The sequence below is a fragment of the Paenibacillus sp. YAE3 genome (genome assembly GCF_057546105.1).
On sequence record NZ_BAAIYF010000007.1, the window covers coordinates 94,087 to 118,662 of the forward strand.

The window sequence follows — 24,576 nt, forward strand, 5'->3', positions numbered from 1 at the left end:
TTTTTATTCATGGACCTGCCATGATGTAATTGCCGTTTTTGGTTTTGTATGATGTGGGCGAAAGTGGAACGCCTATACAACAGCGGTTATAAGCTTGACGGCAAAATGGCGAAGGATCGCACCGGAAATCCGGATGCCTTCTCCGGCTTAGGCACGATGTTGAAAATAACGGCTCCTTTGGCAGGTATCTTGTCCAAATTTTTCATCAGTTCGACTTGATAGGCGTCTTGTTCGAGTACGTAGTATTCGGCCAACAGGGCGCCGTTTTTTTGGTAATCGACGCTTGCGTCCGTGTCGAACGTTTCATGCCCAATTGCTTTGATTTTTCGTTCCTGGAACAAAAACTCAAGAGCGGGGAGCGACCATCCCGGTGCATGGCTGTTCCCGTCCGCGTCCTTGTTATCGAAGGCAACCTTGTCGGGCCAACGTTTGCTCCAGTCGGTGCGCAAAGCGACGAAGGAACCTTCCTCAATCATTCCATGCTCCGCTTCAAATTGCAGAACGTCCTCCACGCCCAGCGCGAAATCATGGTTGGCTTCAGCTTCTTTGGATTTGTCGATCACGACGAGGGGGAGAACCAGTTCCTTCAAATCAAGCTCTTCCAGATAACGGGTATTCCGGACAAAGTGGATCGGAGCATCCAAATGGGTGCCGTACTGCCCGGGGAACGTAAAGCTTTGGGCAAAAAATCCGTCATCATGCTGAAACAACGTCGTAAATTGCGCATCGGCAAACGCCGAAAAATGGGGCGAATCCGGGCCGAACGTGTGCGTAAGATCCACCCATTGTTTTTCTTTGAGCAGCTGCAGCGCTCGGATGACATCGTTTGACATTAAACCACCTCATTCTATTGGAGCCTTTTCTATCAAGCTTATGTACTTGCTGGCGATGTTTTGGCTTGTTGTCTAATATCATACTTTTGATGCAGCGGCATGTAAATAACCACAAGGAATCCTTTGGATTCGGCATGGAGATCAACCAGGATTAAAGAGATTCCATCTTTGGTTGATTTTATATTACACCACTGTTATATTATATGTGTGAAATATTGATGAAACGAGTGAGCTCCGTGATGAACTTATCCAATGTAGAATTTATGCTGCTCCAAATGATTGCTGAATTGGATCAAGCTTCGGGATACGATATCAACAAATTAATCGATCAGCGCGGTTATCGGCAGTGGGCCAATATAGGCACGACTTCGGTGTATGCGGGACTGAAAAAATTGAACGAAAAAGAACTGGTCGAGTCGGAACCCGTGGGCGAAAAATCCGGAAAAGGCCCGATGCCGACGCGATTTGCGATAACGGAAAGCGGAAAGGCCGCGCTGCGAAACGAAATCTTTACCAGCCTATCCACGTCGCGGGAGCGGGATCAGCGATTTGATCTCGGACTGGCGGCGTTGCCATTCATCGAGGATAACGAAGCTGTCGAAGCTCTGCGGAAGCGGCTGGATGTTCTAGATGAGGCTGCTCAAGCCATTAAACGAACCTTTGAATCGCAAGGCGGCGCTCGGCTGCCGATTCACGCAAGGTCCCTGTTCCGTCACCCGCTGAGCCTCATCGAAAGCGAACGGGCATTTGTGCTTGAACTAATCCATGAATTGTCGGAGGTGAGGAAATAGTATGTCTCATATCATCCAAGGTTTCGTTCCGTATGAAGGCGAGCATTGCGAAACGACGGCTATGGGCAATTTGCTTCAATTTGCAGGCATCCGGCTGTCGGAACCGATGTTGTTCGGGCTTGGGGAAGGGTTAGGTTTTATTTATTGGGATTCGAAAAACATGGATTTTCCTTTTATCGGGGGAAGGGTCAAAACGGACCGATTGTCTGCGCGGATCGCATCCCGGCTGAATTTGACTCATCGCGTCCAAGAAACAAGTTCGATCGAAAAAGCGCGGAAAAACGTGCAGAGCTGCCTGGAACGCGGGATTCCGGTAGGGCTTAAACTGGATTCCTATTACTTGGATTATTTTACGAACAAAGTACATTTTGCAGGCCATTATGCGGTGATTTACGGGATGGATGAAGAGTACGCTTATATGGCGGACACGCGGCAGCAAGGGGGACGATTGAAGACGCGTTTGGACCGGCTGGCCATGGCGAGGAATGCCAAGGGGCCCATGAGTTCCCGGAATCTTTCCTTTACCATCGAATCCGTGGGCGATCTTCCGCCGTTGAAACCCGCCGTTCGTTCCGCTTTATCCCAAAATGCGCATGACTTTTTGAATCCGCCCATCCAAAACGCAGGCCATAAAGGCATACTCAAAATGAGCAAAGAAATCTTGAAATGGCCCTCCCGAAGCAAAAATTTTGAGCATGACCTGTGCCTGACTGCCTTGCTGATGGAAAGGGGCGGTACCGGAGGGGCGCTTTTCCGAAACTTGTATCGGGATTTTCTGAACGAAAGCGCGGAGCTGTTGGAGGATTCCAACATCAAACAAGCCTATTTGATGTTTGAGCGTATCGCTCCCATGTGGACCGCAATTTCATCCCTGATCGACGATGCGGGAAAAACAGGAAGCTTCCACAACTTAGAGCAGGCTTCAAGGCTTTTGCTTGAGATCGCGGATCAAGAACGGACGGCCATGGAGTTATTATTGTAACGAGGATCTAATGGATATGGGGTAAAGCGGTGCTTTGCCATACTAAAATCAATTCATTATTGTGAGGAAAAGGGGGTATTCCTTATGGCGAAATGGGATAACATGTTGTCCATGCTTTGGATGCTGCGATCCGGCAGGAAGCTTACCGCCGCGCAGATCGCGGAGAGTTTGGAGATCAGCGTCCGCACCGTGTACCGGTATATCGACGCCTTATGTGCCAGCGGTGTGCCGATCGTCGCAGAATCGGGCCATGACGGGGGCGTGCGCATACTGGAAAGCTTCAAGGAGACGCCATTGTTCTTCAACTCCGTAGAGCTGAAAGCGCTAGTGGAAGCGTTTAAATTTGCGCAAGGCGCCGGTTACCCGTATACCGAAGAGCTGGAAACCGCGCTTACGAAGGTGGAAAACGGGCTGCAGGAAGAGCAGCGCCACGACCTGTCTCGCCGGACGAGCGGCTTGGATGTCATTTCTCCGGCACGTCCGCCTTCCGTTATTCCCTTGCTCAGGGAACTGGAACAGGCGGAGAAGGACAGGCGAACGATCCGCATCGCCTATCGCAAAGCAAACGCGGAGCAAGCCGATGAACGGGAAGTCGATCCGTACGGCTTGGCATACGACCGAAACGAATGGTACGTTGTTGCGTTCTGCCATCGTTCGTGGGCGGTGCGGACGTTCCGGGTAGACCGCATCGCGCGAATGGAACCGACGGAAGCGTTGTTCGATAAGCCGGAGCATTTTTCCGTGACCGCTTTCTTCCGCGACCAGTCCGAACGGGAACGGGAGGCGGACGGACCGCTGACGGTTATCCGCATCGAAGGTGAGCCTGAGACGCTGAACGCGCTTTGCGTTCATTGGCATATGCGCCACTATCTGACGGAACGGACCGACCGGGAAGCGCGGTTTCTGATTGACGTTCCGACCATGAACAAATACCTCCCCATGTATCTGATAACGTTCGGTACGGGCATCCGTATTCGGGAGCCGCTGGAGCTGAAGCATCGGATTCAGGCAATGGCATACGAAATCGCCAAACATTACGAAAACGATCCGGATTGAACTTCCCCGACAGCCTTTGTCAGCGAATCCGATGTAACTATGAATAGAATCATGTCTACGAGGCTTTATCCTGTTTAGATACACAACGATTGACTCGAATGTAGAGCTTATTGTAAAATTTTGTTATGTTAACTTTTGGTAAGGAATATCCTGATAGGTAAGGGGATGATTCAACAAAAAGGTCTATCCTACAGTACCTCCAAAAGTAGAATATTCTCTTAGCGAATACGGCCAAACATTGATTCCCGTAGCGGAAGTCATGTGTGCTTTCACCATCAGTAAAGGAAAAGGGATTTCAAATGTGGAAAAGGCTTTTGCTTCCTATACGGAAGCTCCTTTTTATATCGGGAGACAAGAATTTATACCGTTGCCTTAGTTAAGAAAAGTGGGGAGGAAATATGGAATTTGCATTCTTTAAAAAAAATAACGGAAACAAAAATAAACCATCAATTATTCAGAAGATATCTACTTTCTTAGGATTTTTATCTTGCTTCCTAGGAATTTTGTCTTTGGTTATTATGAACATTGGGTTAATATTACAAGATTCAAATTATTTTATATTCTTTCCCCAATTGTTTTTTGTGGCTGGTATACTCTTTGGTTTGTTGGGTTTTTTCGGTGAGAAAAGAGGACGAACAATTTCTTGGTGGGGTATAGGATTGAATGTTTTTTCACTATTTTTTAGTTTTGTTGTAAAAGTACTTATGTTTTTTCTCTAATAATAGAAAAGCTAATACTCATCAACAAGAAGAGGGTTTTCAGGGTCTTCATACCCATCAACAAAATTACGTAAAATAATAATTTGACGAATAATTAGAAAAGAGTTACTCTGATTATAAGGAGGTTTGGCAATAAGTGGATAAAATTGCGAAGCTGCATTATATGAAACGCGTGGAAGCCAAATGCGCCGAGCTGCCTTGGTACGTAACGGAATACATCGATAGCCGCAAACGAAAACTGTCGCATACGACGCTGTTGAATTACTGCCACGATTACCTGATCTTTTTTGATTGGCTTGTTTCGGTAAAACCCGCGATCGGTGATCGCAAAAACATTGAATTGTCGCTACTGGAATCGCTGACCGTACGCGAGGTCGAAAACTTCCTGTATTTTTTGGAGTATCAATTGGATAACAACAAATATACGATCAACCGGAAATTGTCGGCTTTAAAATCTCTGTTTGATTATCTTCAAAACAAAGCTGAAACGCCAGACCTCAAGCCGTATATTCAGCGCAATGTCATGGCCAAAATCGATTTTAATTCCATTAAGGAAAGCCAGGAAACGATCGCTTATCGCATTGAAGGGAAAATTTTGCGCGAAGATGATTTTGAGAAGTTCCGTCAGTTTGTGGCGCATGATTTTGGCGTATTAAACCAGGATAACAGACGTTTACAGCGCTTTCATGAATTTAACCGGGAGCGGGATACGGCCATCGTGTCTTTGATTCTCGGATCCGGACTGCGATTGTCCGAAGTGGCTGGCATCAACCTTGAGGATCTGGATATGAACAAAGGTCAGGTGCGCGTGCTGCGTAAAGGCGGCAAAGAACAATACGTATATTTTAGCAAGCAAGCATTAGTGGACCTGGAAAATTATTTGAAGATCCGGGAAACCCGGTATGTACCGGCAAAATCGGAAAATTGCCTGTTTATAGCGGCACCGATCGGACGCAAAGGCCAAAGCCGGCGATTGACACCGAGATCGATCGAAAAGCTGATCGAAAAATACGCTGCAGCGTTTGGCAAGCCCGCATTAACTGTGCATTCCTTGAGACATTCGTTTGCGACACGATATCATTTGGAGAACAACGACGTGCCGAAGCTCAAAAATCAGCTGGGACATTCGTCGATTCAAACAACGATGATCTACACGCATTTGACAGATGAAGAGATGAGGAAAGCCGTCAATAATATGGATAAGTGAAAAAGTGGAAAAATCAATAAAATAGCCGCGATCAGCGGTTTTCTTAAATACATTTTCACAAAACTCGTATTTTGTACATATGTATATTGAGCCATTTCATAACACCTATTTAGTAACGTGAGCGACATCCAAGTTGCATTCATTGGTTTATCCAAAATAATGAAAGTTATACATATAGTGTTCTATCCAGCAGCCATCGCTTCCTTCTACGATAGAAATGGCTTGAACATTGGTTTGGAATGTTATCAAGTTCTTGTCAGTGTGTTTTGACAAGAACTTGATAACATAAATTTAAAAAAACGCATAATCAGCGGCCTCTAATGTTACTATGTTTTTGTCACCCGACACATAATTTCGACTTTTCTGTCGGAGGTTGCCGTAATTTGCCATTTTCCATATGAGCGTATTTAAAAGCTATGTTAGGAAAACACAAATCCCTAATTTTTTCGATATCGTCCCAGCGAGGAACACTAGTTTCTTGACTTCTCTTCCCTGCTATACTCAACCACGAAAAATTGTCACTAAACTTAGTGACTATTTTTTCAAGTCCCCAGAATAAACTGTTTGGAGCCTGCCTTTACATAAAGATTCCCCCTTTCAAATTTAGTCTAAGATGATCGATCAATAATAGCTATATTTTCTTCTTTTCCAATTGCCATTCCTAGAGAATAATTTGGATGATTAGTAGGAATGCCACCCATTACTTACCTTAAAATTCACTCCCTTTTTAATAGCTTCTATTAAAAATCGTATTTTGCCTCTTTAGCTTCACGAATACTTCTATATGTTTCAGTTAATACAACTGTATCTTCTACCAAACGCTCCATCCGGAATAACACATCGTCATTGGTAATTTCTTTTCGATAAAAATCTTTTTCTTCAATAAAAACATATGTCTGAACAATTTGTGCTTTCATATAAGCCAAAATAGGTTTTAATTGTTGTTCCACCATTAAATAATGCTTTGGTGTACCAGCTGTGACAAGCATACTTACAACTTTATCGCGAAACGCGTTTACTGGTAGTAAATCGAAAATATTCTTTAACGTACCTGGGATAGATGCCTGAAACACTGGTGTACCAATAATAATGGCATCAGCGCCCATGATCGTCTCTGCAACGTATTTAGTATCACCTTCATATTCAAAGAAATTACGGCCATCACTAAATTCTACTTTATATTCAGCTAAATCCAGCAGCGTAACTTCATGCTCAGAGTACTTATTTTCAATCATTTCAACCACTTTGGACATGGCCGTTTTTGTTTTTGAACCGACGATTGAGCCCGAAATTACAGTGATTTTCATATCAATCTCTCCTTATTGGGCTGTATATTTTTTAATTGCTGGAATGATATCGTTCCCGATGATTTCGATGTTTTTCATAATCTTCTCGAAAGGCACACCGCCAAAGTCGATTTCGGCCATAAATCGCTGCATGCCGTAAAGTTCATGTTGGTACAGCAGTTTTTCAATAATTTGTTGTTTGCTTCCCACCATTAATGCATCGCGTGTATCAGGTGCTTGAGCAAATTGTTGTTTTGGATAACCGCCACCGCGAATAGCTTGGAATCCACCATTGATATGTGGGTACATCCCTTGTAACGCTTCTTTTGTTGTATCTGCAACATAGAATAGGCTGGTTGTCGCAATAGGCAATGTTTTTGAATCAAAGCCATTTTGTTCAGCCGCCTCTCTATAGGCATCAACAGAAGGTTTAAAATTGATTGCTGGTCCCCCTAAAGTAGTCAGCATCATTGGAATCCCCATAATACCTGCTTTAATGGCACTTGCAGGTGGCCCTCCGACAGCACGCCAAATGGGGAGTGAGCCATTTTTAGGTTGTGGCAGTATTTGTGCATTTTGTAATGAAGGACGGAATTCGCCTTGCCATGTAATATGATCTTCTTCGTTTATTTTTTTGAGCAGTTCCAATTTTTCTTCGAAAATTTCCTCATAATCTTGTAGATTAACGCCTAGTAAATGATAGGCACCTACCCGCGATCCGCGACCTGCAACAATTTCTGCACGGCCATCTGAAATTAAATCGATGGTGGCGAAGTCCTCATACACTCGTACAGGATCTGAAACACTTAGTACTGTTGCTGAGCTTGTGATTTTGATTCTTTTTGTCGCTTGAGCAATGGCTCCTAAGACAACGGTATGTGCTTGTGTAGTAAAGTAATTCTGGTGACTTTCACCAACCCCAAAGACATCAATACCTGCTTGTTCTGCCAGTTTACTGGCTTCTATTAATTCGTTAATTCGCTGCTGAGCTGTAACACGCTTGCCTGTTAGTGGGTTAGGAATATGATCTCCTAATGAATATAGTCCAAATTCCATACCTTTTGATGGATCTATGCGATATTGTTCCATAGTTAATTCTCCTCAATTGGTTTTAGATTTTCTTCAATTTCTGCACGACGAGCTTCTAAAAATGGCGGTAAATCCAATTTTTCACCTAGTGTTTTGATATCTCCGTCGATTGTGAAACCTGGTCCGTCTGTTGCAATTTCAAATAAAATACCGTTTGATTCACGGAAATATAAGCTCTTAAAGTAGAAGCGATCCACAATGCCGGATGAATGAAATCCTCGTGCTCGTACTTGTTGGTCCCAGTAGGAAAGCTCTACTTCATCTCTGACACGAATGGCTAAATGATGAATACTGCCGCGCCCAGGTTTTTCAGCAGGGCCATCTAAATATTTCACAACGATTTCGCCAAATACTTCATCTTGTACGGATTGGAAAATCCCTTCATCTTCCGTACGTGATACTTCCGTATAGCCAAACATCCCTGTTAGTGTTCTTGCTAATTTATCTAGTCTACGTACGGTTATTTCCACTGAACCCATGCCTTGAATTTGGTGTTCTGCGGGCACGTTTGATCCTTCCCACGATTCCCAATGTTCTGCTTTACTGCCATTTGATACAAGCAGCACCATGCGCAGGCCTTCAGCATCTTCAAAGTATATGGCAGGTCGATTGGCGTACATTGTGATGTCACTGTGTTGAACATTATGCTCCTGAAAACGTGATTTCCAATAGGTTAAGCTCGCTTCTGTTGGTACAAGTAAACCGATTTGGGTAATGGCGTTTGTGCCCCGGTATGTGCGTCCAACGAGTGGGATTTCAAAGAATGATAACTCTGTACCTGCACTTCCGATTTTATCCCCGTAAAATAAGTGATACATCGACGGATCATCCTGGTTGACCGTCATTTTCACACGGCGTAAACCAAGTACATCACGATAAAAGTGGTTATTTTGTATTGCATCTTTTGTAATCATTGAAATATGATGATGTCCTGGAATTGTATACATATTTTTTTCCTCCTAATCATCACTTGATTAATCAAGTGATGAGGTAAAAAAATTACCTGTTCGGCAATTTCTTTTTTTCACTATTTTTTTGTACACGTGACATGAGCGAATACAAAGTTTTTTGTTCTTCTTCAGATAAACACTCATCAAAGAACGAAGATTGGAACGCAAGCTGAGCGTCAAACGCATTATCTAGTTTTTCGCGTCCTTTATTCGTTAACGAGATCGTTTTCGTTTTCCAATCTTGCTTCCGTTCAATGAGTCCGTCTTTTTCAAGGCGAGAGAGCATACGCGAAATACCACCTTGTGTCACCGTGACTTTCTCGGCTAGCTCACTTTGTGTTAAAGGCTCGTATGTTGAGATTTGCATTAACACATCAAATTGTGCGGTTGTCAAATCAAATTGTTTTAAAAAATCATTTGATAGCAGGTTACTTTGATGTGTGAATCGAGTGAGTCTTAGCCATATTAATGACCCGCGAGTATTTTGTTGCATATTGTTTGTCACTCCCTTCCGTTATTATCACTTTACCACTCAATTGATAACATCGCAAGATAAATATCTCGAATTCGAGTTATTTTGAATGACAATCACCTACAGACGCTTCCTTTAAAATGATATTCAACTGAGATTGTCTTCTACTTTCTCGATATCGGCCAGGGCGACTCGACCTACATTCACACGGCAGATGGAGAAGTTATTTTGATTGATGCCGGCAAGACAGACAAAGGCGATGATGTTGTCGCATACCTCAAGGCGCTCGGCGCGAAGGACATTGATGTGATGATCGCCACGTACCCCGACGCCGACCACATCGGCGGACTTCGTTCTGTTCGAGGCATACGACGTCAAATCTGTTTTCGCACCGACAGTCAGCCACACCACTGATGCGTTCAAGGACTTCCTAGTCGCTGTTCTAGACAAGCACCGTAGAGATGCTGGCTAGCAGTTGCGTAATAAACCCCAACCTAAGTATGAGGTCACCGGATGGAACCCGTTGAAGACGTAATCAGCTTAGTTAGATGTTGTAAGTCATTATTTTTGGTTTGGTGCATAGACGTAAACGTCAATAGCCCCAGCCTATCATTAGAGGCCACTGAAAAAGTCCTGTTAACTGTTTGGTGCGATGCAAAAAGACCGTTTTCAGCAACATTGCCTTGGTCGCCGTTGCTTCCTGATTCTTGCTGCCTCACGTAATCTTCATCAATCATACCCGGGCTTCCATCTAACTCCTAGGTGGGGCCTATTTGACGTTCACTTCAACATAACTGCGTTGTTCATGCGACTGTTAAGGAGAAGGGGATTCGCTTATCAGGTCGTTTAATAAATTAGCGAGCGGCGCCTCCGTCTCCGCCATTACTGCTCTCTCCTTGAATAACCCAATGTCTTTGACGGCAATCCAGCTGTTCGGAAGACCTTGCAACGTAATTTGCTCGGCATTAAGCGCAATTAACTTGCCAAAATTTTGATACACCGGAGCGGTAAACATCGTCCGAGAGAGCATTTCCATCATTTCCGAAGGATTGATTCCGTTTTTTTGCGCCATTCTGCACGCCTCCATCATGGCTTCCATGGCCGTAAAGCTAATGAAGTTGCCACAAATCTTGACGATTAAGGCTGAGCCGATCCTTTCACCGAAATCAAAAATTCCTTGCCCCATCGCATCCAGAAGCGGCAATGCTCGTTTCTTCGCCTCCTTCGATCCCGCGATGCAGATCCATAGTTTCCGCGCGGCAGCTGCTTCGGGAGGACCAAAAACCGGCGCTTCAACATAATGACTCCCATATTCGTCATGAAAATCGGCGAGCTGCCGAGAGGTGGCGGGCGAAACGGTACTCATCGAGAGATGGAGGCCTCCACGTCCAAGCCGTTCCATAAATCCTTCGCTCCGCACAATATCTTCGAGCGCGGAATCGTCGGTCACCATAGTAATGACGATATTTCCCTTTGTAGCGGCTTCGCTCGGCCTGGAGACGGATTCGGCCCCGAGCGCGACCAGAGGCTCAGCTCTGCCTGCTGTTCGATTGTATACTCTAAGCGTGTAACCGGCTTTGATCAGATTAAGAGCCATACCTTGCCCCATATTCCCCACTCCAATAAATCCAATAGGTGTTGTCACAGCCTTCACTTCCTTTTTTCGTTTTGAATTTCCGCATATTTGGCTAGTTTTAGATTGACCGCTTCAAACGCTCTATCGAGCTCCCATTGCCTTTCTTGAAGCTTCTGCTTGTGCTTTTCCAGCAAATCCTGTCTTTGCGGAATGGTCGAATCGCCCTGGACGGCCAACTCAACGAATTGTTCCAATTCGGCAACAGTCATGCCGGTCGCGCGAAACCATATCATCAGGTTGATCCATTCCATGTCCCTCTCTTCAAAAATTCGATTTCCGTAAGGGTCACGTTGAAGAAATGGCAACAACCCTTTCCTTTCATAAAATCGGATGGTATGAGGAGGAATCCCCAGCCTTTCCGAAGCCTCTTTAATGGATAAACTCACCTTGAGACCTCCATTTCCGGTAAGATAATATATTCCGATTTACATGACTCCCACCAATTAGGGAGAATCTTAAATTCATTGTACACCTTAAACTTAAGTTTAAGGCAACAGCTTCTTGGAAGTGGTTGATGTGCTTTGTAGGCGATCGCTTCTCCAACCAAACTTTTAGGTAGCGTTCGCGATCGTTGCAGATGGAGCCATTTCGAATAAGCCTCCAATACCGGAAGGCTTCGTTCTTGTCGTACGGCATGCCGTTCTTCCGGCGTAGCATCCTTCAAGTCGATTGTTCTTACACATACACGCTGTTGCGTTATACTGCCCGTTAGCATAATGAAGTTACATTGGAAAAAACATTTAGATACTTATCTTATCGGTAATCGGCTCATGTTCTTGTCCTTTTCGGCAATCGGTACAAGTTCCTGTCCTCGACTCGGGAAAAGAACTTGTACCGTTAAAACAAAAAAAGCCGCTATAATAGCGACTCTTAATGGGATTTTGTTCTTGTCCCCCGACAAAAATGACCCCGAATAATTATTGCTTCACGTAATGAAGCTGCCGAATCATCTCACCGGCAGCTTCTTCCTGGTCAATTATCAACTATCGTATCCCGTTAGCTTAACAATTCAGAACGAATCGTTGAACGTATCGCTACCAGCGATGTGTGCTCTGACACGTCTGTCTAATAAAATAATAGATTCAAGCGTTATCCGAATTGATAAAAAATCCTGCATTCTCCTTAACCCACTCTGCGAACGTATACGGTTTGTGTCCTGTTACTTCCTCCACTGTCGATAAAACGGTATAAGCAGATTTAGGCGGATTAAGGTGCCAACTAATCACGTAATCTATTGCATCCTCTTGAACACCCATTTTCCTCATCTGTTCACGTTCTTCTTCTTCGGAGCTTTCGATAAATTGAATTTCACGTCCAATAACCTCACTGATTATCCGAACTTTATCTTGCACCGACAAACTCTCAGGCCCGGTTAATGTATATATTTGACCTGCATGACCTTCCCCAGTTAGTGCAACCGCTGCGACTCTTCCAATATCGGCTTCATGAACAGGAGCAATCCGTGATCCTCCGAACAGGTCTCGAACAACCCCCTCGGAGCGTATAGAGTTCGCCCATTTCCGTGCGTTTGCCATAAATTCAAAGGCTTGAAGCTGAGTCCACTCCAGACTGCTTGACTCAACCGCCTTCTCAAAAGGGCCCTTCTCTCCGTTCCACAAAACTGTAACCCTTCGCACCCCGGCCTTCTCAGCAAGCTCAACGATTTCTGGTCCTGTTTGTAACGGGGCATATTCGGCACCTGTTGTAATTAAATGCATGCCGCTGATGCCAACCAACGCAGAAACTAGCGTACTTGGATCACTTAAATCTCCCGCGACAACCTCTACACCATGAGGAAGATTGGCTTGCTGCGGATTACGTGTCAATGCACGTACCTTTTGCCCCCTTTGAAGAAGTTGGTCCACGACATGCCGCCCTACGGTTCCCGTTGCCCCAGCAACTAATATAGTCATTTATTATCCTCCTCCCGTTTTTGCACCATCTGATTGATTTTTTCAGCCAAATTGAACTTCGCTTTGGTTAAAGCATCTAATTGTTGGTTAATCTCGTTCATTTTCGACTGATACATAAGCAGCAATTCCTCACAATAGACGTCTTTATCTTTATGCTCCTGCTGCTCAGGAAATCTGCAGAAGATAATGTCCCGAATTTGGTCAGTTGTCAGCCCTAATCCTAAATAAAGTTGAATTGTGTTAATGGATTCGATTGTCTTTTCGTCATATTCTCTATAATTATTTTCTTGACGAGATGCTTTGATCAATCCTTTCTCCTCATAATAACGAATCGAACGAGCACTAACGCCAGTTATTTTTCTTACCTTTCCGATCTTCAAAATGATCACCTCATCGATTAGGAACGTTAGCTTTATTATAAAGCTTCACATTAATGTAAAGGTCAAGAAAAAAATTAAATAAAAAGAGCCCCTTAGGGGATGGCAATTAGTCTAGTCATAACTCGCAGGATGTTGGGACAAGAACTTGTACCGATAAAACAAAAAAAGCCGCTAAAATAGTGACTTCCAAGGGGACCATGTTCTTGTCCCCCGACACGACAACACTGAGGGCTATGAACATGGCTCCTTCCATTTTTGGGACCTAGCATTTTACACAATTATACGGACTCAATTTTGTACTTTCTCTTTTATTTTAATGACCACCTTTCCTTTGGCTCTTCCGCCTTGCAGGTACGAGAATGCTTCCGCAGTTTCTTCCAAATGATACACCTTATCAATAACGGGCTTAATGTGACCTTCTTCAATGAATTCTTTTAAAACCTTCAATTGTGTTCCACTCGATTTCATAAAAAGGAAATGATATTTTGCATGGTACTTCTTCTCAAGCGCTGTGAGCTTACGGCTCACGATCGACAAAATGGCTGTTTTCATCCAACCCAACTTTGCTTCTTTTCCAAATCTTGCGTTTGGCAAACCAGAGATGGATACGATCTGACCACCTGGCTTTAGAATACGGAACGATTTTTCCAAAGCCGCTCCTCCCAGAGTATCAAAAACAGCGTCATATTCAGTAAGCATTTCTTCAAAGTTATCTTTTTTATAATTAATGATCACATCGGCGCCCATTGACTTGACCAACTCATATCCTTTTTCGCTTGCTGTTGTTGCAACAAAAGCTCCCATCAATTTGGCCAGTTGAATGGCGAACGTCCCCACACCTCCTGCACCTGCGTGAATCAGAATTTTCTGACCCTTTTGGAGATGCAAAATATCGGTAAAGGCTTGGTAAGTCGTAAGTCCGACCAGTGGAATCGATGCAGCTTCTTCAAAGTTTAGATTCTGCGGCTTTAAACAAATATCTTCCTCATGTACAGCAATGTATTCCGCCAATGTGCCGATACGGTTCTTGCGTGGTCTACCATAAACTTCATCACCAGGTTTAAATGCACTCACCCGTTCGCCAACCTTCACGATGACGCCGGAGAAATCATTGCCTAAGATTAGAGGAAACGAGTAACTCAACAGGAATTTTACTTTCCCTTCCTTAATTTTATAGTCGATCGGATTTAAGCTGGCTGCATGAATTTCCACTAACACATCATGTTCTCCGATAGGAGGCATTGGTTGTTCAGTCATAACTAAGGGAACATCTTTCCCGTATTTTTCAATGGTTATAGCCTTCATTAGTATCACTCCCATTATGATTATTGGTTTAAACAAATGAACTAATAGGGCGAAAAATAATCCTGCGCTACAGGATTCCATTTAAGTCTTTTGATATTCACTGAGGCCAGGTGCACTCTGCTTCAATGGCAGTAATCAGGGTTTTGAGTTGTTCGAGCGGTTTGCGGACAGTCAATATATAATAATTTTCTACGCCCTTTTTCTCGGATTGAATAAAACCAGCTTGTTTCAGCACCTTCAGATGATGGGAGACTGCCGGCCTGGATAAATTGATATGGCCTGATATCGCATTAACATTAAGTCCCGATTTGTTCTGTGCCAGCACCATAATAATAGCTTGGCGGTTTTCATCGGTCAGCACTTCCAACAGCGGAATGGATTCTTTAAATTGTTGCAGAACTTGCTCGGTTCGCTGGCTCACCCTATCCACCCTCCCTGTTTCATTGGTTTAATCGTTTAAACATAATTATAGCTAACTGTTAAATAAAATCAAGCGTTCGCAGCCAAATTTCGTAAACTGCTGCCCCTGGCTCCCCCCATTATCCGCATTTTTCCAATACCCGAATAGAAGCTGTAGTATTTTTCGCTACAGTCGGCGCGGGACATACAGTGACGGGGCTTTGCTGTTCTGAAGAGGAAGCCGCGGGATTAAAGGCGGCGGGAGCTGAAGCGCTATGCGGCACGCTGAACGATCTCGATACTTTTGCATAAAAAGGAGGGTGTAGCAACAGCCTTAAATGGCTGCTTGGTACACCCCCTTATAGTTTGTTGCCCGCTCCATCATCAAACTTGGTGTGGTCCGATTTCTTGAAGGATGTCGAGCAGCCGGTTAGTCAGCCTTAATGGCTATGCAGAACATACGATCAATCCCATCAGCCGTCAATTCCTTTTTAAAATAGACTGCACCACCAGCATTAATAAGCACATGTAATGGTGTCTCCCTACTTTTGAATTTATTTTTCTGTAATTTCAGATGTTTCGGCCGAAACAGGTGCGGTTTCAAAATATTTCAATCCTTATTCAATTGAGAGAGACGTAGATAAATCACGGTAAGCATCAATCTGTTTCTGAAGATCATTTACCTTTTGCTCGATTGCAGCAACAGCATCGGCACCGGCAATCCATCGTTGCGGCGGCTGCTGCTCACTTGCAATGGTCAGGAGTGCCTTGGCAAGCTTGGATGGATCACCACCTTGTTTACCATTCATGGATTCCCAAACCGCACGAGTTTCTGCCGTACGCTTCGCATAGTCATCAATGCTAAGCTCCGCCCAATTGGTTGATTCCGGCTCCAACAATGCTGTACGGAAGAAGCCTGGCTCGACGATCGTGGTGTGAATGCCGAATGGAGCAACGTCCAAATGGAGAGACTCCATCCAGCCCTCAAGACCAAACTTGGAAGCGGAATAGGCAACGCAAAAGTCTTGACCGACGATGCCAGCGAGCGAAGAAATGGAAATAATATGACCGGAACGAGCTTTACGCATGACAGGGAGCACGGCTCTAGTGACATTCATCGGCCCAATAAGGTTGGTGTCGAGCTGTTTTTGGATTTGTTCCGGAGTCAGCTCTTCAAAGAAACCCGCATAGAAGCTGGCTGCGTTATTAACCAGTACATCGATCGTTCCAAAATGATCTACGGCTGCTTTGACTGCCGATTCGGACTCCTCAAGACTGGTAATGTCTAATTTCACAACGAACAGATTTTCAGCTTTGCCGATTGCGTTAGTTACTTTATCCATATTACGACCCGTAGCGATTACCTTATGACCTGCTGCCAAGGCTGCTTTTGCAATTTCGACCCCCAAACCGCGTCCTGCTCCCGTAATAAACCAAACTTTTTGTTCAAACATATGGTATTCCTCCAGTTTTATTTATTTATAAATTACGTCTTCTGAAAAGTCGAATATTGTTCTAATATCCCGACAATTAGACATGTATATTCCTTCTTTCAATCCAGTTGTAATTAATGAGTCAACAAAACACTCTAAAGCCTGATCGCACAGGTGTGTATGCCGTTTCATCCCAAAATACCGGGTGTAATGTACTTTTGCTGTGAGTTCCCGCTATCAAACAAAGAACTATTCCGGTTTTGCAATATATTTCAGCGATAGTCCTCCATCCTCCAGTTTTTCGACGTCTTTCAAAATGAAATTTACGGGACGCTGGGTAAGAAAAGAGCTCGTTTCGAATAGGGTCACAGCGTTGGAGGCTCCATCCGCAATGGGAACGACGATAAGGCTTAGTTCATCAATTAATCCCTCATTCAAAAAAGAGCCATTTAAAACCCCCCCGCCTTCCAGCATTAATCTATCGATGGCGAATAGATGCTTCAGCTTTTCCACGACGACCGTAAAATTTAATCGTTCTTTTCCGCCGAAAATATAAGAAATGCCGAGATTTTTCAAATATGCCAGGTAAGCATCCGAAACTTGCTCGCTCAGGACTTCAATGATATGATCGTCCGTCCGATGCTCATTCCACGAAGCAATGGAATTTTCTTGCCAACCCAGTTTTCCGGAAGGATCTACCGCTACGGCATAACTCTTAGCATCTTTATTTGCGACGTAATCCGTTCTGGGAATCGAGGGGGCGCCTTCGTGTTTTAAATCTAATGTGTGACCGAGAGTAAAACCTTCCTCCATCGTAGTCCTGCCGCACATCCACGCATTGCATCCGTAACTTTCATGAACTCTCTCGTATTCCTCCGTAAAAAAAGCCCCTCGCTTCGTTTCAAGATATTTCCCGACGATTTTCCCGTCCAATGACGTCAGCATATGGCAGATAATATATGGTCTTGTCAATATGTCGTCCCCTTTTCGTCTTAAGAGCTTATTGGGTTGCTTTTTCGTATACTTCATCGGAAACGGGTTCGAGCCATTCCGGCTTGCCCGCCGTGATGGCAATGTGTTCAAACCAGCTGTCTTTAGCAGCGCCATGCCAGTGCTTCACGCCATCGTGCGTGACAATAACATCGCCGGGTTTCAGAAATTGAGCAGGCTGCCCTTCTTCTTGGTACCAGCCTTCGCCTCCTGTAACCAATAAAATTTGAAATCCGTCACGGTGAATATGCCAGTTGTTACGGCATCCCGGTTCAAAGGTTACGTTCCCTACCCCCACATTCACTTTAGGGTCGGCAATCAAGGTTTTAAGATAACTTTGTCCTACAAAAAATTGTGCGAAGGCGTCGTTTTTCTCGCCTACCGGGAAAATAACGCCATTTTTCACTTCTTCATGTTTTGCCATGTTTAATTCCTCCAATGAACTGTATTATTAAGAATCATCTTGATAAAAATATTCCTGCTTCGGCTTCGATCGTTTTGACCAAATCAATCATCCCCTGACTTAATCTTCAGGAATGACTTCGTTCACGCAAGCTAACGCATTCAGCGTTCTCGGAAAGCCGATATACGGAAGGCAATGGGTGATGGCGGAAATCAAAGTTTCCTTGTCATTCCCCACGTTTTTGTTGCCCTGCACATGTGCCTTCACTTGACCTTCGGCGCCGCCCAAGCTGCTTATGATACACAGTGTTAACAACTCGCGTGTTTTCAAATCAAGTCCGCCCCGGGTGTAAAAGTCTCCGAAGCAAAAAGCAGAAAGGTATTCCTGAATATGCTTTTGATTTGAAGGGGAGCTTGTTCTCATGTTTTGTATCACATCGCCGAAAATCTCGGTTTGCACGGCAAGTCCCTTTTCCAGACGATAATCTTCATCAACCTGCGTTTGGCTCTCAAGCGGCAATGCAATATGACTGGCTTCGAAAACCCCGTTGACTTCGTTGATCGCATTCAATGTCTTGGGAAATCCAATGTATGGAGCACACTGATAAACCGCTTCTTTGATCTCTACAGGTGTCAGGCCGACGTTCAGCGCCGCGCTGACATGGGATCTAAGCTGAGGCAACGTCTGGTTCGTTGCAAGCACCACCAGGGTGATCAGCTCCCGTTGTTTGTCATCCAGAGTCCCTTGATAAAAAACGTCCCCGTAAATAAAGCGGCTCAAAATGCCCAGAAACTCCGGGTCCGTAGAATATGCGGCGGGTACATAATCGCCAAAAAGCTGTTGGATTTTTTTCCGGCTCTTCTCCACACGATTCATATTTACATCTCCTCTTGAATGGGTTCAATTTTTCTAATATCCCGAAGGAAGCAATAATTGATACCTTATTAAATGTATATTGATGCGATATCGCACATCTGTGTATAATATATAATGTAAAAAGAATGTCTTCAATTATCAAAAGTCCACGCTTTGTACGTTATGATACAAATGAGTGAATATTGTGCGGTTATTCGATAGAAAGATTGGTGAAGTAGATGCCTAAGATAGATCGAAGAGTACTAAAATCTCAAGAAGCCATCAAGAAGGCTTTTGTTCAACTCCTGTCCGAAAAAGGCTTTGATCATATTACGATTCAAGATATTTCCGATCGGGCCAATGTCGGTCGGAGAACCGTTTATGATCACTATGAGGATAAATTTGACTTGCTGGATAAGCTCATCAAGGAACATATCGATGAATTGAGGAAACTTTGCGAATCAGCATCGGAAATGAGTTTTGCCGAGGGGAATCTGATTTGGTTTGAATACTTTGAACGTCATTCTTCATTCTTTTCAACCATGCTTGGCACCAAAGGGACTTCTGCTTTTCGTAATCATTTCCTGAAATTTGTGATCGAGGAATTGGAGCGGGATGTAGATATAACCGAAGGGATAAATCAAGGATTAAGCAAGGAATTAATTCTTAAATTCTTTGGAGCCGCTGTCGTTGAGATCGTTGAAACCTGGTTCAGCAATGGATTATCCGAGCCGACTCACGTTGTGGCAGAACAAGTGGGGATCTTGTTGGACAGGAATTTATAGGCGGCTCTTAAATCGGACACGGTGTAATCGTCGATTCCATACCGGAAAGAAACGTAAAGTAAGCTGCCGTAAGGAAGCTTACTTTACGAGTGTATAGAGTGTATATTTTGCAATCTGCTTAATAAAAGGCTGGTTTATCCCCATCGGTATTCGGTTTGTTCACGCCCAGATTTCCATGAACATGTAAACCGGGCGACTCGATTAATTGGACGACCAAAGCCGCCACACTCTTGCGCGATACTTCCGTACCTTTGAATTTTTCATCTTTCTCGGTAATCTCGTATTCAATCTCGTCGGCACCGGTCAACCACGCAGGTCTGAGAACGGTGTAGTCGAGCTTCGATGCCTCAATTACATCGACCGATTTACGATACGGGCCCAAATATTCGCCAATGGTGCGGTTGTTCCACTTGCCGAATTCTCCCGGTACCTCATCATTTATCAACGGCTTCTTGGCTGAAATAGAACGTATCTGCTTCGCTGCCTGCAATCGCCAGGAACGGCTGCGTTAAAAACTTATCGATGTGGCTGAAGGCCGAGTACGTTAAAATTTGTCCGAAGCTGGTGAACACAAGACGGTTTGGTGCATTTTTGTGGCAGCCGCGAGGGGTAACATAGTAATCACGTCCTTCGGCCATTGTACCCGTCATGCATTCTTCCAGCTCTTGCGGCACATAAGTTACATAGAGCGTATCAGCCCCGCTTGCTTCAGCCGTCCGTTGCTGCGACACTTGCTCCAGCTGCTTGATTTGATCCTCTACCGGCACGACGCGTCCTAGACCTTCGCCGAACAGCGAGCCGATATCGACCATGCTCACGGTTGCGACAGCCTTAATGCGGCGCTCTGTCTGCGAAGCCGCGACTGTGTATCCTCCGCCGGCACAAATGCCCAATGCTCCGATGTTATCCGTGTCTACAAAGGACAGCGTAGTTAGATAGTCAACCGCAGCACGAACATCTCCCGTACGGGCATAAGGATCTTCGAAATAACGAGGCGTTCCTTCGCTTTCTCCTTGGTTGGAAGCATCGAAAGCCAAGGTAACGAAGCCCAATTCAGCAAGTTTGTCCGCATAAAGTCCGGCTGCCTGCTCCTTAACGCCTCCGCCCGGATGAGAGACGACAATGGCCGGATACTTCTTGGCTTCATCGAATTCAGAGGGAACGTACAGATTTCCTGCCAACAGTTTCGTCTCATAAGGTCTTTGTCATATGAATGGTTTTATTGAAAAAGTCCATTCCTTCCATTTGATGTGATATCACAATTAATATCCCCTTATAACGCTGTTCCCTTAAGGCGTGAATGATGATGCGACGGGTCTCTTCGTCGACGTTAGCCGTGGGTTCATCTAAAATTAATACGTCCTTTTCGGCAAACATGGCTCGTATAAAAGCGATGATTTGAGCCTGACCACCCGAGACGCCTGAAGTGTTTTGATTAATTTCTGTGTCCAGCCCTTTGGGCATCCTGCCTATATACTCTTTCAACCCGAGTTCGTCAATCAGGTTTTCAACAGTGTTGCGGTTTTCACCATTTTGCCCGTATAAAATATTGTCCAACACGGTCCCGCGGAAGAGAAAGGTGCTCTGTGATACCACACCAATTCTTTGCCTTAAGGAGTCGCTTTGAATCGATGCGGCATGGATTCCGTTAAATGAAATGATTCCGCAAGCAGGCTGGTACAACCCTAATAAAAGTTTAATAAGCGTCGTTTTTCCCGAACCGTTATCCCCAAGAAGAAGAACCTTATCCCCTCTCATTAACGAGAAAGTCAAGTCATTAAAAACCAGAGGCAGATCCGTTCGATATCGATAACCTACACGGAGGAACTCTATCGTTTCAATCCTTGAATCCAACTCGACAACCTTACCGCTGTTTTCGTCCGGCATGTCGAGTAGCTGGTAAATTCTTTCGACGCTCAAGCAAACCGGTTTCAAAATCGTATTTAAGGATGTAAGACTTTGTGCACTGGCAAACACTTTTGTGGTGTACAGGGAAAAGGTTGTGTACATGCCGACAGTAAATTGCCCTTTTAAGATGAGGATGCCGGAGATGAACAATATGATTAGGGTGAACAGGTTGTTTAACAAGCTAACGTTTTCGGTTAAAAATATCAATGACTTGTTTTGTTTGATGCTGTGATGAAACAGCTCATTCATCTTTGATTTAAATTTGAAGAGCTGCGTCTCTTTGCCGCCCAGAATTTTAATGTCCTCGATGCCATTCATCGATTCAAATACTTCCCCGCTTAAAACAGCGGACGATTCCATCATTTCCCTTGTATTGTTCAAAAATTTCTTGTTGGATGATTTGGATAAAAAAATGAAGATAGGTACTAAAACAATAACTACGCAAGATATTTTATCATTAATCGCGAACATCGTGATTACTGCAAACATTGCATTTAATACGCTAAGCACCATACTGATAATGACTGGCGAAAAGGCATTTCCGACGGAATTGCATTCGGCCACCCGCCCCTGGAGGTATCCTTTTTCGGTGGTTGAGAGGTAACTCATTGGCAATGATAATACTTTTGACATGACCAAATACTTTAACTCGTTAACGATCGAATAACTTATTTTAACAAACAACCATCCAGATAAAAGAGAACATGCATATTGCATCAGATATAGAACAGCCATCATGCCTAACAACAAAAACATGTCGTTGATGTTCTTATCTTTTAATAAAACCCGATCAAGCAAGATCCCTGTGAGATACGGGATGGGTACTGTCAAAATCGAACTCGCCAGAACAGCGCCTACCCCGAACATAAAGGACAGTCGGTACTTTCCGATAAAGGGAACGAGTTTAAAAAGATTCTTCCACGGTCCGATTCTACTCATTGCTTTTGCGGGGATCGTCCAATTCAACGGAATTCCCCCCAGACGTTGGAAATAAGTTTTGAAAATAATGATCCCCATGATTATATCGATCCTTGGGAGGCTTTTGCGCTTGATCGTTAACACACGGTCACAAGTACCATAAACCATGCTTGTTTCCTAGCAACTTTACCAAGGCAGGTTGGAAAGTGCGGGCAAGTCAAATGCCCACTGGAAATCTCGCTTTTTGCCAATAACGGTTCGTTTTAACGTCATTGATGGTGGGATGTTTGTTAAGCCTTGAATCGCAAATTCCAGATTTTCTGACTTTATTGGCTTCCCTTGCGTATAAGCTCCACCGATACGGACTTTGTATTCCCGTCCATTATTATCAACCGCGACCCATTCATCCAGTAAAGGCTGATTCACAAACCTTCCTTTTGCGTACACAGCCATAACTTGTTCTCCCGTAGAAGGATCTTTCAGAAGCGAGGATTTTGTAAACGTAATAGTGTCTCCTGCATCATTCATCACAGCTGGTTTCTTATCCAGCTCCTTCGGGTTAAACTGAATGGCGCCTTCGTTGGTGAAACGCATGACCAATCCGTTGACGACCACCCTCATATGACGTGAATCCGGAGGAATTACGGCCGAATCGAATTCATTGGACCATTTCAGGGTCCCGCTTGAAGTATTCAATTGCTGCGTTTCCACTTTTTTAACATAGGATCCGATGGTCTTATACCCGTTACCTTCCTCAACCTTCACATCATACAAAACCTCCAATCCGTCATGCCAGTTGGGCGGGACCTGTTCGAGCATCTGAGGAGCCAGGGATATCGACATATCCAAACGCACACCATTTGGTGTAACTAGAAGCTGTTTCATGTCCATGTTGAGCCCATCCTGCGGTGAATTTGTATTCTCCAAAGGTTTAGATACCGATAATGATTTGGCCTTGGTCATATCCAGCGCCAACTCCAACGGCCAATTAACCAGGACACGTTCTTCCGGTTGTTCTTCTGGACCAACTGCTGCTTCTACTGCTTTCCCGTGGATAACAATGTGATCCGGAACGGTGCCGTCGAATACATAAACATAATCCTGTATTCCCGGATCTGTGTTGCGAAGATACCTGCCGGGAATTGCAACTCGGCGTCCCTGCATGTCCGTAATCAGGAACGGATCGCGCACGCTGTATTTTAATGAACGTCCATCCGGTCCGAATTGCTTTGTCACGATAACGATATGGGAACGGTCCTTCAAAACGGCTAAGATTTCCAGCGAGTATCCGTCATCTTCTACTTTGACGTTCTGCATTTGAAGAAGACCAAACCGTTGGGCCCTTTCATATTCCTCATTCCATAACCAATTGCCGTTGGTGGACAACGGGCCACTACCTTGATAAAGCTGCTCACCGATCATTGAGGTACGATCAGACGAGGTCTGCCATACCATATACGCTCCACCCATAAGAATTACGACAGCAGCTCCAGTCATCACCATTCGACGAAATACCTGCTTGAGAGCGGCTTTCTTTTTCAAGTCTCCAAACGGCCTCCTCGGATCCATTTCGATGTGTTCTATTGCTTTCATCACGTTTGAAGTAAATTCGGGATCCGGTTCTTCATCATATATTTTGGCGCCCCAACATTCCTCGTCACTAGCCTTTAATATAGGTCTCAAACCATATCCCTCCCTTGTTCTCGATTTGTTTCTTAAGGCTTTTTTTGCCTCTGTGCATGGCATTTCGAACTTGGTCAGCGTTTAATCCGGTAATCTCGCAGATTTCTTCATATGTCAAGTCATTCGTATACTTGAGAAGCAACACCAGTCGATAATTTAGAGGAAGTTCCTGAAGCTGGCGATAGATTTCCCGCTGCATTTCCTTTTGAAGGACAAGTTGTTCAGGCGTATGCTGGTGGCTTGGTTCATCGACCCCTTCATTCGAAGCAGAACGGACTCGATTTCGTCGCTGAAGATCCTTCACCGCATGAACGACGATTTTATATAGCCAGGCCGAAAAATGCCCCTCGTCCCGATAGTTTGCTAAGCTGCGGTAGACTTTAACAAAGGCTTCCTGAGCTATGTCCTGAGAATCCTGATGATTTAACCCCATACTGCGGATGATTCCGTATACTTTAATTTTGTAACGATCGACGATAACAGAAAATAATTGCTTTTCGCCTTCGACGATACGACGAATGATCTCCGATTCGGAAGACGGATCTGTCAAGTGTTTCACCTCATTTCCATGCTCATTTAATAC

General features: G+C 44.4%; 25 protein-coding genes and 4 pseudogenes. 8 read left to right on the top strand and 21 right to left on the bottom strand.

Annotated features, from left to right (window positions below; translation table 11 throughout):
- Window positions 1-86 precede the first annotated feature (86 nt).
- A complete protein-coding gene (locus AC27KL_RS14960; protein ID WP_487170191.1) occupies window positions 87-833 on the bottom strand; it encodes a cyclase family protein in 747 nt (248 codons plus the stop codon).
- Window positions 834-1,069: 236 nt separating this feature from the next.
- On the opposite strand from AC27KL_RS14960, the gene AC27KL_RS14965 reads away from it, so the two are divergent.
- The 6 genes and pseudogenes from AC27KL_RS14965 to xerS all read left to right on the top strand — a co-directional run bounded on the left by AC27KL_RS14965 (window position 1,070) and on the right by xerS (window position 5,588).
- Window positions 1,070-1,624 (top strand): PadR family transcriptional regulator, encoded by a 555-nt coding sequence (locus AC27KL_RS14965; RefSeq protein WP_487170192.1) that lies wholly within the window; start codon window positions 1,070-1,072, stop codon window positions 1,622-1,624.
- Window position 1,625: 1 nt separating this feature from the next.
- The gene (locus AC27KL_RS14970; RefSeq protein ID WP_487170193.1) at window positions 1,626-2,606 is read left to right on the top strand and encodes a BtrH N-terminal domain-containing protein; all 981 of its coding nucleotides are present in this window, start codon (window positions 1,626-1,628) and stop codon (window positions 2,604-2,606) included.
- 84 nt (window positions 2,607-2,690) lie between these two features.
- Window positions 2,691-3,662 (top strand): helix-turn-helix transcriptional regulator, encoded by a 972-nt coding sequence (locus AC27KL_RS14975; protein WP_487170194.1) that lies wholly within the window; start codon window positions 2,691-2,693, stop codon window positions 3,660-3,662.
- 184 nt (window positions 3,663-3,846) lie between these two features.
- A pseudogene (locus tag AC27KL_RS14980) lies at window positions 3,847-4,038 on the top strand (winged helix-turn-helix transcriptional regulator); the annotation flags it as partial.
- 22 nt (window positions 4,039-4,060) lie between these two features.
- Window positions 4,061-4,381, top strand: coding sequence for a hypothetical protein (locus AC27KL_RS14985; RefSeq protein ID WP_487170195.1), 321 nt, complete (start codon window positions 4,061-4,063; stop codon window positions 4,379-4,381).
- Window positions 4,382-4,517: 136 nt separating this feature from the next.
- The gene (gene xerS / locus AC27KL_RS14990) at window positions 4,518-5,588 is read left to right on the top strand and encodes a tyrosine recombinase XerS (RefSeq protein WP_339324900.1); all 1,071 of its coding nucleotides are present in this window, start codon (window positions 4,518-4,520) and stop codon (window positions 5,586-5,588) included.
- 740 nt (window positions 5,589-6,328) lie between these two features.
- On the opposite strand, the gene AC27KL_RS14995 is transcribed toward xerS, so the two are convergent.
- The 4 genes from AC27KL_RS14995 to AC27KL_RS15010 are packed head-to-tail and all read right to left on the bottom strand — an operon-like array spanning window position 6,329 to window position 9,406.
- A complete protein-coding gene (locus AC27KL_RS14995) occupies window positions 6,329-6,895 on the bottom strand; it encodes an NADPH-dependent FMN reductase (protein ID WP_487170196.1) in 567 nt (188 codons plus the stop codon).
- Between the two features lie 12 nt (window positions 6,896-6,907).
- Window positions 6,908-7,963: an LLM class flavin-dependent oxidoreductase gene (locus AC27KL_RS15000; protein ID WP_487170197.1), complete on the bottom strand. Its 1,056-nt coding sequence runs from the start codon at window positions 7,961-7,963 to the stop codon at window positions 6,908-6,910.
- A 2-nt stretch (window positions 7,964-7,965) separates the two neighbouring features.
- Window positions 7,966-8,910, bottom strand: coding sequence for a ring-cleaving dioxygenase (locus AC27KL_RS15005; RefSeq protein ID WP_487170198.1), 945 nt, complete (start codon window positions 8,908-8,910; stop codon window positions 7,966-7,968).
- A gap of 52 nt (window positions 8,911-8,962) precedes the next feature.
- Window positions 8,963-9,406, bottom strand: coding sequence for a MarR family winged helix-turn-helix transcriptional regulator (locus tag AC27KL_RS15010; RefSeq protein WP_339324894.1), 444 nt, complete (start codon window positions 9,404-9,406; stop codon window positions 8,963-8,965).
- A 144-nt stretch (window positions 9,407-9,550) separates the two neighbouring features.
- Between AC27KL_RS15010 and AC27KL_RS15015 the strand changes: the two are divergent.
- Window positions 9,551-9,836 (top strand): annotated as a pseudogene (locus AC27KL_RS15015) (MBL fold metallo-hydrolase); the annotation flags it as partial.
- Window positions 9,837-10,199: 363 nt separating this feature from the next.
- Here the strand turns inward: AC27KL_RS15015 and AC27KL_RS15020 are convergent.
- From AC27KL_RS15020 to AC27KL_RS15070, 11 genes are all read right to left on the bottom strand, one after another.
- A complete protein-coding gene (locus AC27KL_RS15020) occupies window positions 10,200-11,030 on the bottom strand; it encodes an NAD(P)-dependent oxidoreductase (protein WP_487170199.1) in 831 nt (276 codons plus the stop codon).
- Window positions 11,031-11,035: 5 nt separating this feature from the next.
- Window positions 11,036-11,407 carry a MerR family transcriptional regulator gene (locus AC27KL_RS15025; RefSeq protein WP_013919609.1) on the bottom strand — a complete coding sequence of 124 codons (372 nt, stop codon included), beginning with the start codon at window positions 11,405-11,407 and terminating at the stop codon, window positions 11,036-11,038.
- Window positions 11,404-11,736 carry an IS66 family transposase gene (locus AC27KL_RS15030; RefSeq protein WP_487170200.1) on the bottom strand — a complete coding sequence of 111 codons (333 nt, stop codon included), beginning with the start codon at window positions 11,734-11,736 and terminating at the stop codon, window positions 11,404-11,406. The genes AC27KL_RS15025 and AC27KL_RS15030 overlap by 4 nt, the downstream gene beginning before the upstream one ends.
- A 367-nt stretch (window positions 11,737-12,103) precedes the next feature.
- Window positions 12,104-12,934, bottom strand: a complete 831-nt coding sequence (locus AC27KL_RS15035) for an NmrA family NAD(P)-binding protein (RefSeq protein ID WP_487170201.1) — start codon at window positions 12,932-12,934, stop codon at window positions 12,104-12,106.
- Complete coding sequence (locus AC27KL_RS15040) at window positions 12,931-13,314, bottom strand: MerR family transcriptional regulator (RefSeq protein WP_487170202.1); 384 nt, start codon at window positions 13,312-13,314, stop codon at window positions 12,931-12,933. The genes AC27KL_RS15035 and AC27KL_RS15040 overlap by 4 nt, the downstream gene beginning before the upstream one ends.
- A gap of 288 nt (window positions 13,315-13,602) precedes the next feature.
- The gene (locus AC27KL_RS15045; RefSeq protein WP_487170203.1) at window positions 13,603-14,619 is read right to left on the bottom strand and encodes an NADP-dependent oxidoreductase; all 1,017 of its coding nucleotides are present in this window, start codon (window positions 14,617-14,619) and stop codon (window positions 13,603-13,605) included.
- A 97-nt stretch (window positions 14,620-14,716) separates the two neighbouring features.
- A complete protein-coding gene (locus tag AC27KL_RS15050) occupies window positions 14,717-15,040 on the bottom strand; it encodes an ArsR/SmtB family transcription factor (protein ID WP_487170204.1) in 324 nt (107 codons plus the stop codon).
- A gap of 595 nt (window positions 15,041-15,635) precedes the next feature.
- Window positions 15,636-16,472 (bottom strand): SDR family NAD(P)-dependent oxidoreductase, encoded by an 837-nt coding sequence (locus tag AC27KL_RS15055; RefSeq protein WP_487170205.1) that lies wholly within the window; start codon window positions 16,470-16,472, stop codon window positions 15,636-15,638.
- 228 nt (window positions 16,473-16,700) lie between these two features.
- On the bottom strand, window positions 16,701-17,423 hold the full coding sequence (locus tag AC27KL_RS15060; protein WP_487170206.1) for a dihydrofolate reductase family protein: 723 nt from the start codon (window positions 17,421-17,423) through the stop codon (window positions 16,701-16,703).
- Window positions 17,424-17,451: 28 nt separating this feature from the next.
- Window positions 17,452-17,865, bottom strand: a complete 414-nt coding sequence (locus AC27KL_RS15065) for a cupin domain-containing protein (protein ID WP_487170207.1) — start codon at window positions 17,863-17,865, stop codon at window positions 17,452-17,454.
- A 99-nt stretch (window positions 17,866-17,964) separates the two neighbouring features.
- Window positions 17,965-18,720 carry a carboxymuconolactone decarboxylase family protein gene (locus AC27KL_RS15070; RefSeq protein WP_487170208.1) on the bottom strand — a complete coding sequence of 252 codons (756 nt, stop codon included), beginning with the start codon at window positions 18,718-18,720 and terminating at the stop codon, window positions 17,965-17,967.
- A 218-nt stretch (window positions 18,721-18,938) separates the two neighbouring features.
- On the opposite strand from AC27KL_RS15070, the gene AC27KL_RS15075 reads away from it, so the two are divergent.
- A complete protein-coding gene (locus AC27KL_RS15075) occupies window positions 18,939-19,484 on the top strand; it encodes a TetR/AcrR family transcriptional regulator (protein ID WP_487170209.1) in 546 nt (181 codons plus the stop codon).
- 118 nt (window positions 19,485-19,602) lie between these two features.
- Here the strand turns inward: AC27KL_RS15075 and AC27KL_RS15080 are convergent.
- From AC27KL_RS15080 to AC27KL_RS15100, 5 genes and pseudogenes are all read right to left on the bottom strand, one after another.
- A pseudogene (locus AC27KL_RS15080) lies at window positions 19,603-19,926 on the bottom strand (NAD(P)H-binding protein); the annotation flags it as partial.
- Window positions 19,922-20,668: pseudogene (locus tag AC27KL_RS15085) on the bottom strand (alpha/beta hydrolase); the annotation flags it as partial. The pseudogenes AC27KL_RS15080 and AC27KL_RS15085, both read right to left, overlap by 5 nt.
- A 7-nt stretch (window positions 20,669-20,675) precedes the next feature.
- The gene (locus tag AC27KL_RS15090) at window positions 20,676-22,409 is read right to left on the bottom strand and encodes an ABC transporter ATP-binding protein (RefSeq protein ID WP_487170210.1); all 1,734 of its coding nucleotides are present in this window, start codon (window positions 22,407-22,409) and stop codon (window positions 20,676-20,678) included.
- An 87-nt stretch (window positions 22,410-22,496) separates the two neighbouring features.
- On the bottom strand, window positions 22,497-23,993 hold the full coding sequence (locus AC27KL_RS15095) for a hypothetical protein (protein WP_487170211.1): 1,497 nt from the start codon (window positions 23,991-23,993) through the stop codon (window positions 22,497-22,499).
- Window positions 23,971-24,543: an RNA polymerase sigma factor gene (locus tag AC27KL_RS15100; RefSeq protein ID WP_487170212.1), complete on the bottom strand. Its 573-nt coding sequence runs from the start codon at window positions 24,541-24,543 to the stop codon at window positions 23,971-23,973. The genes AC27KL_RS15095 and AC27KL_RS15100 overlap by 23 nt, the downstream gene beginning before the upstream one ends.
- Window positions 24,544-24,576: the final 33 nt, after the last annotated feature.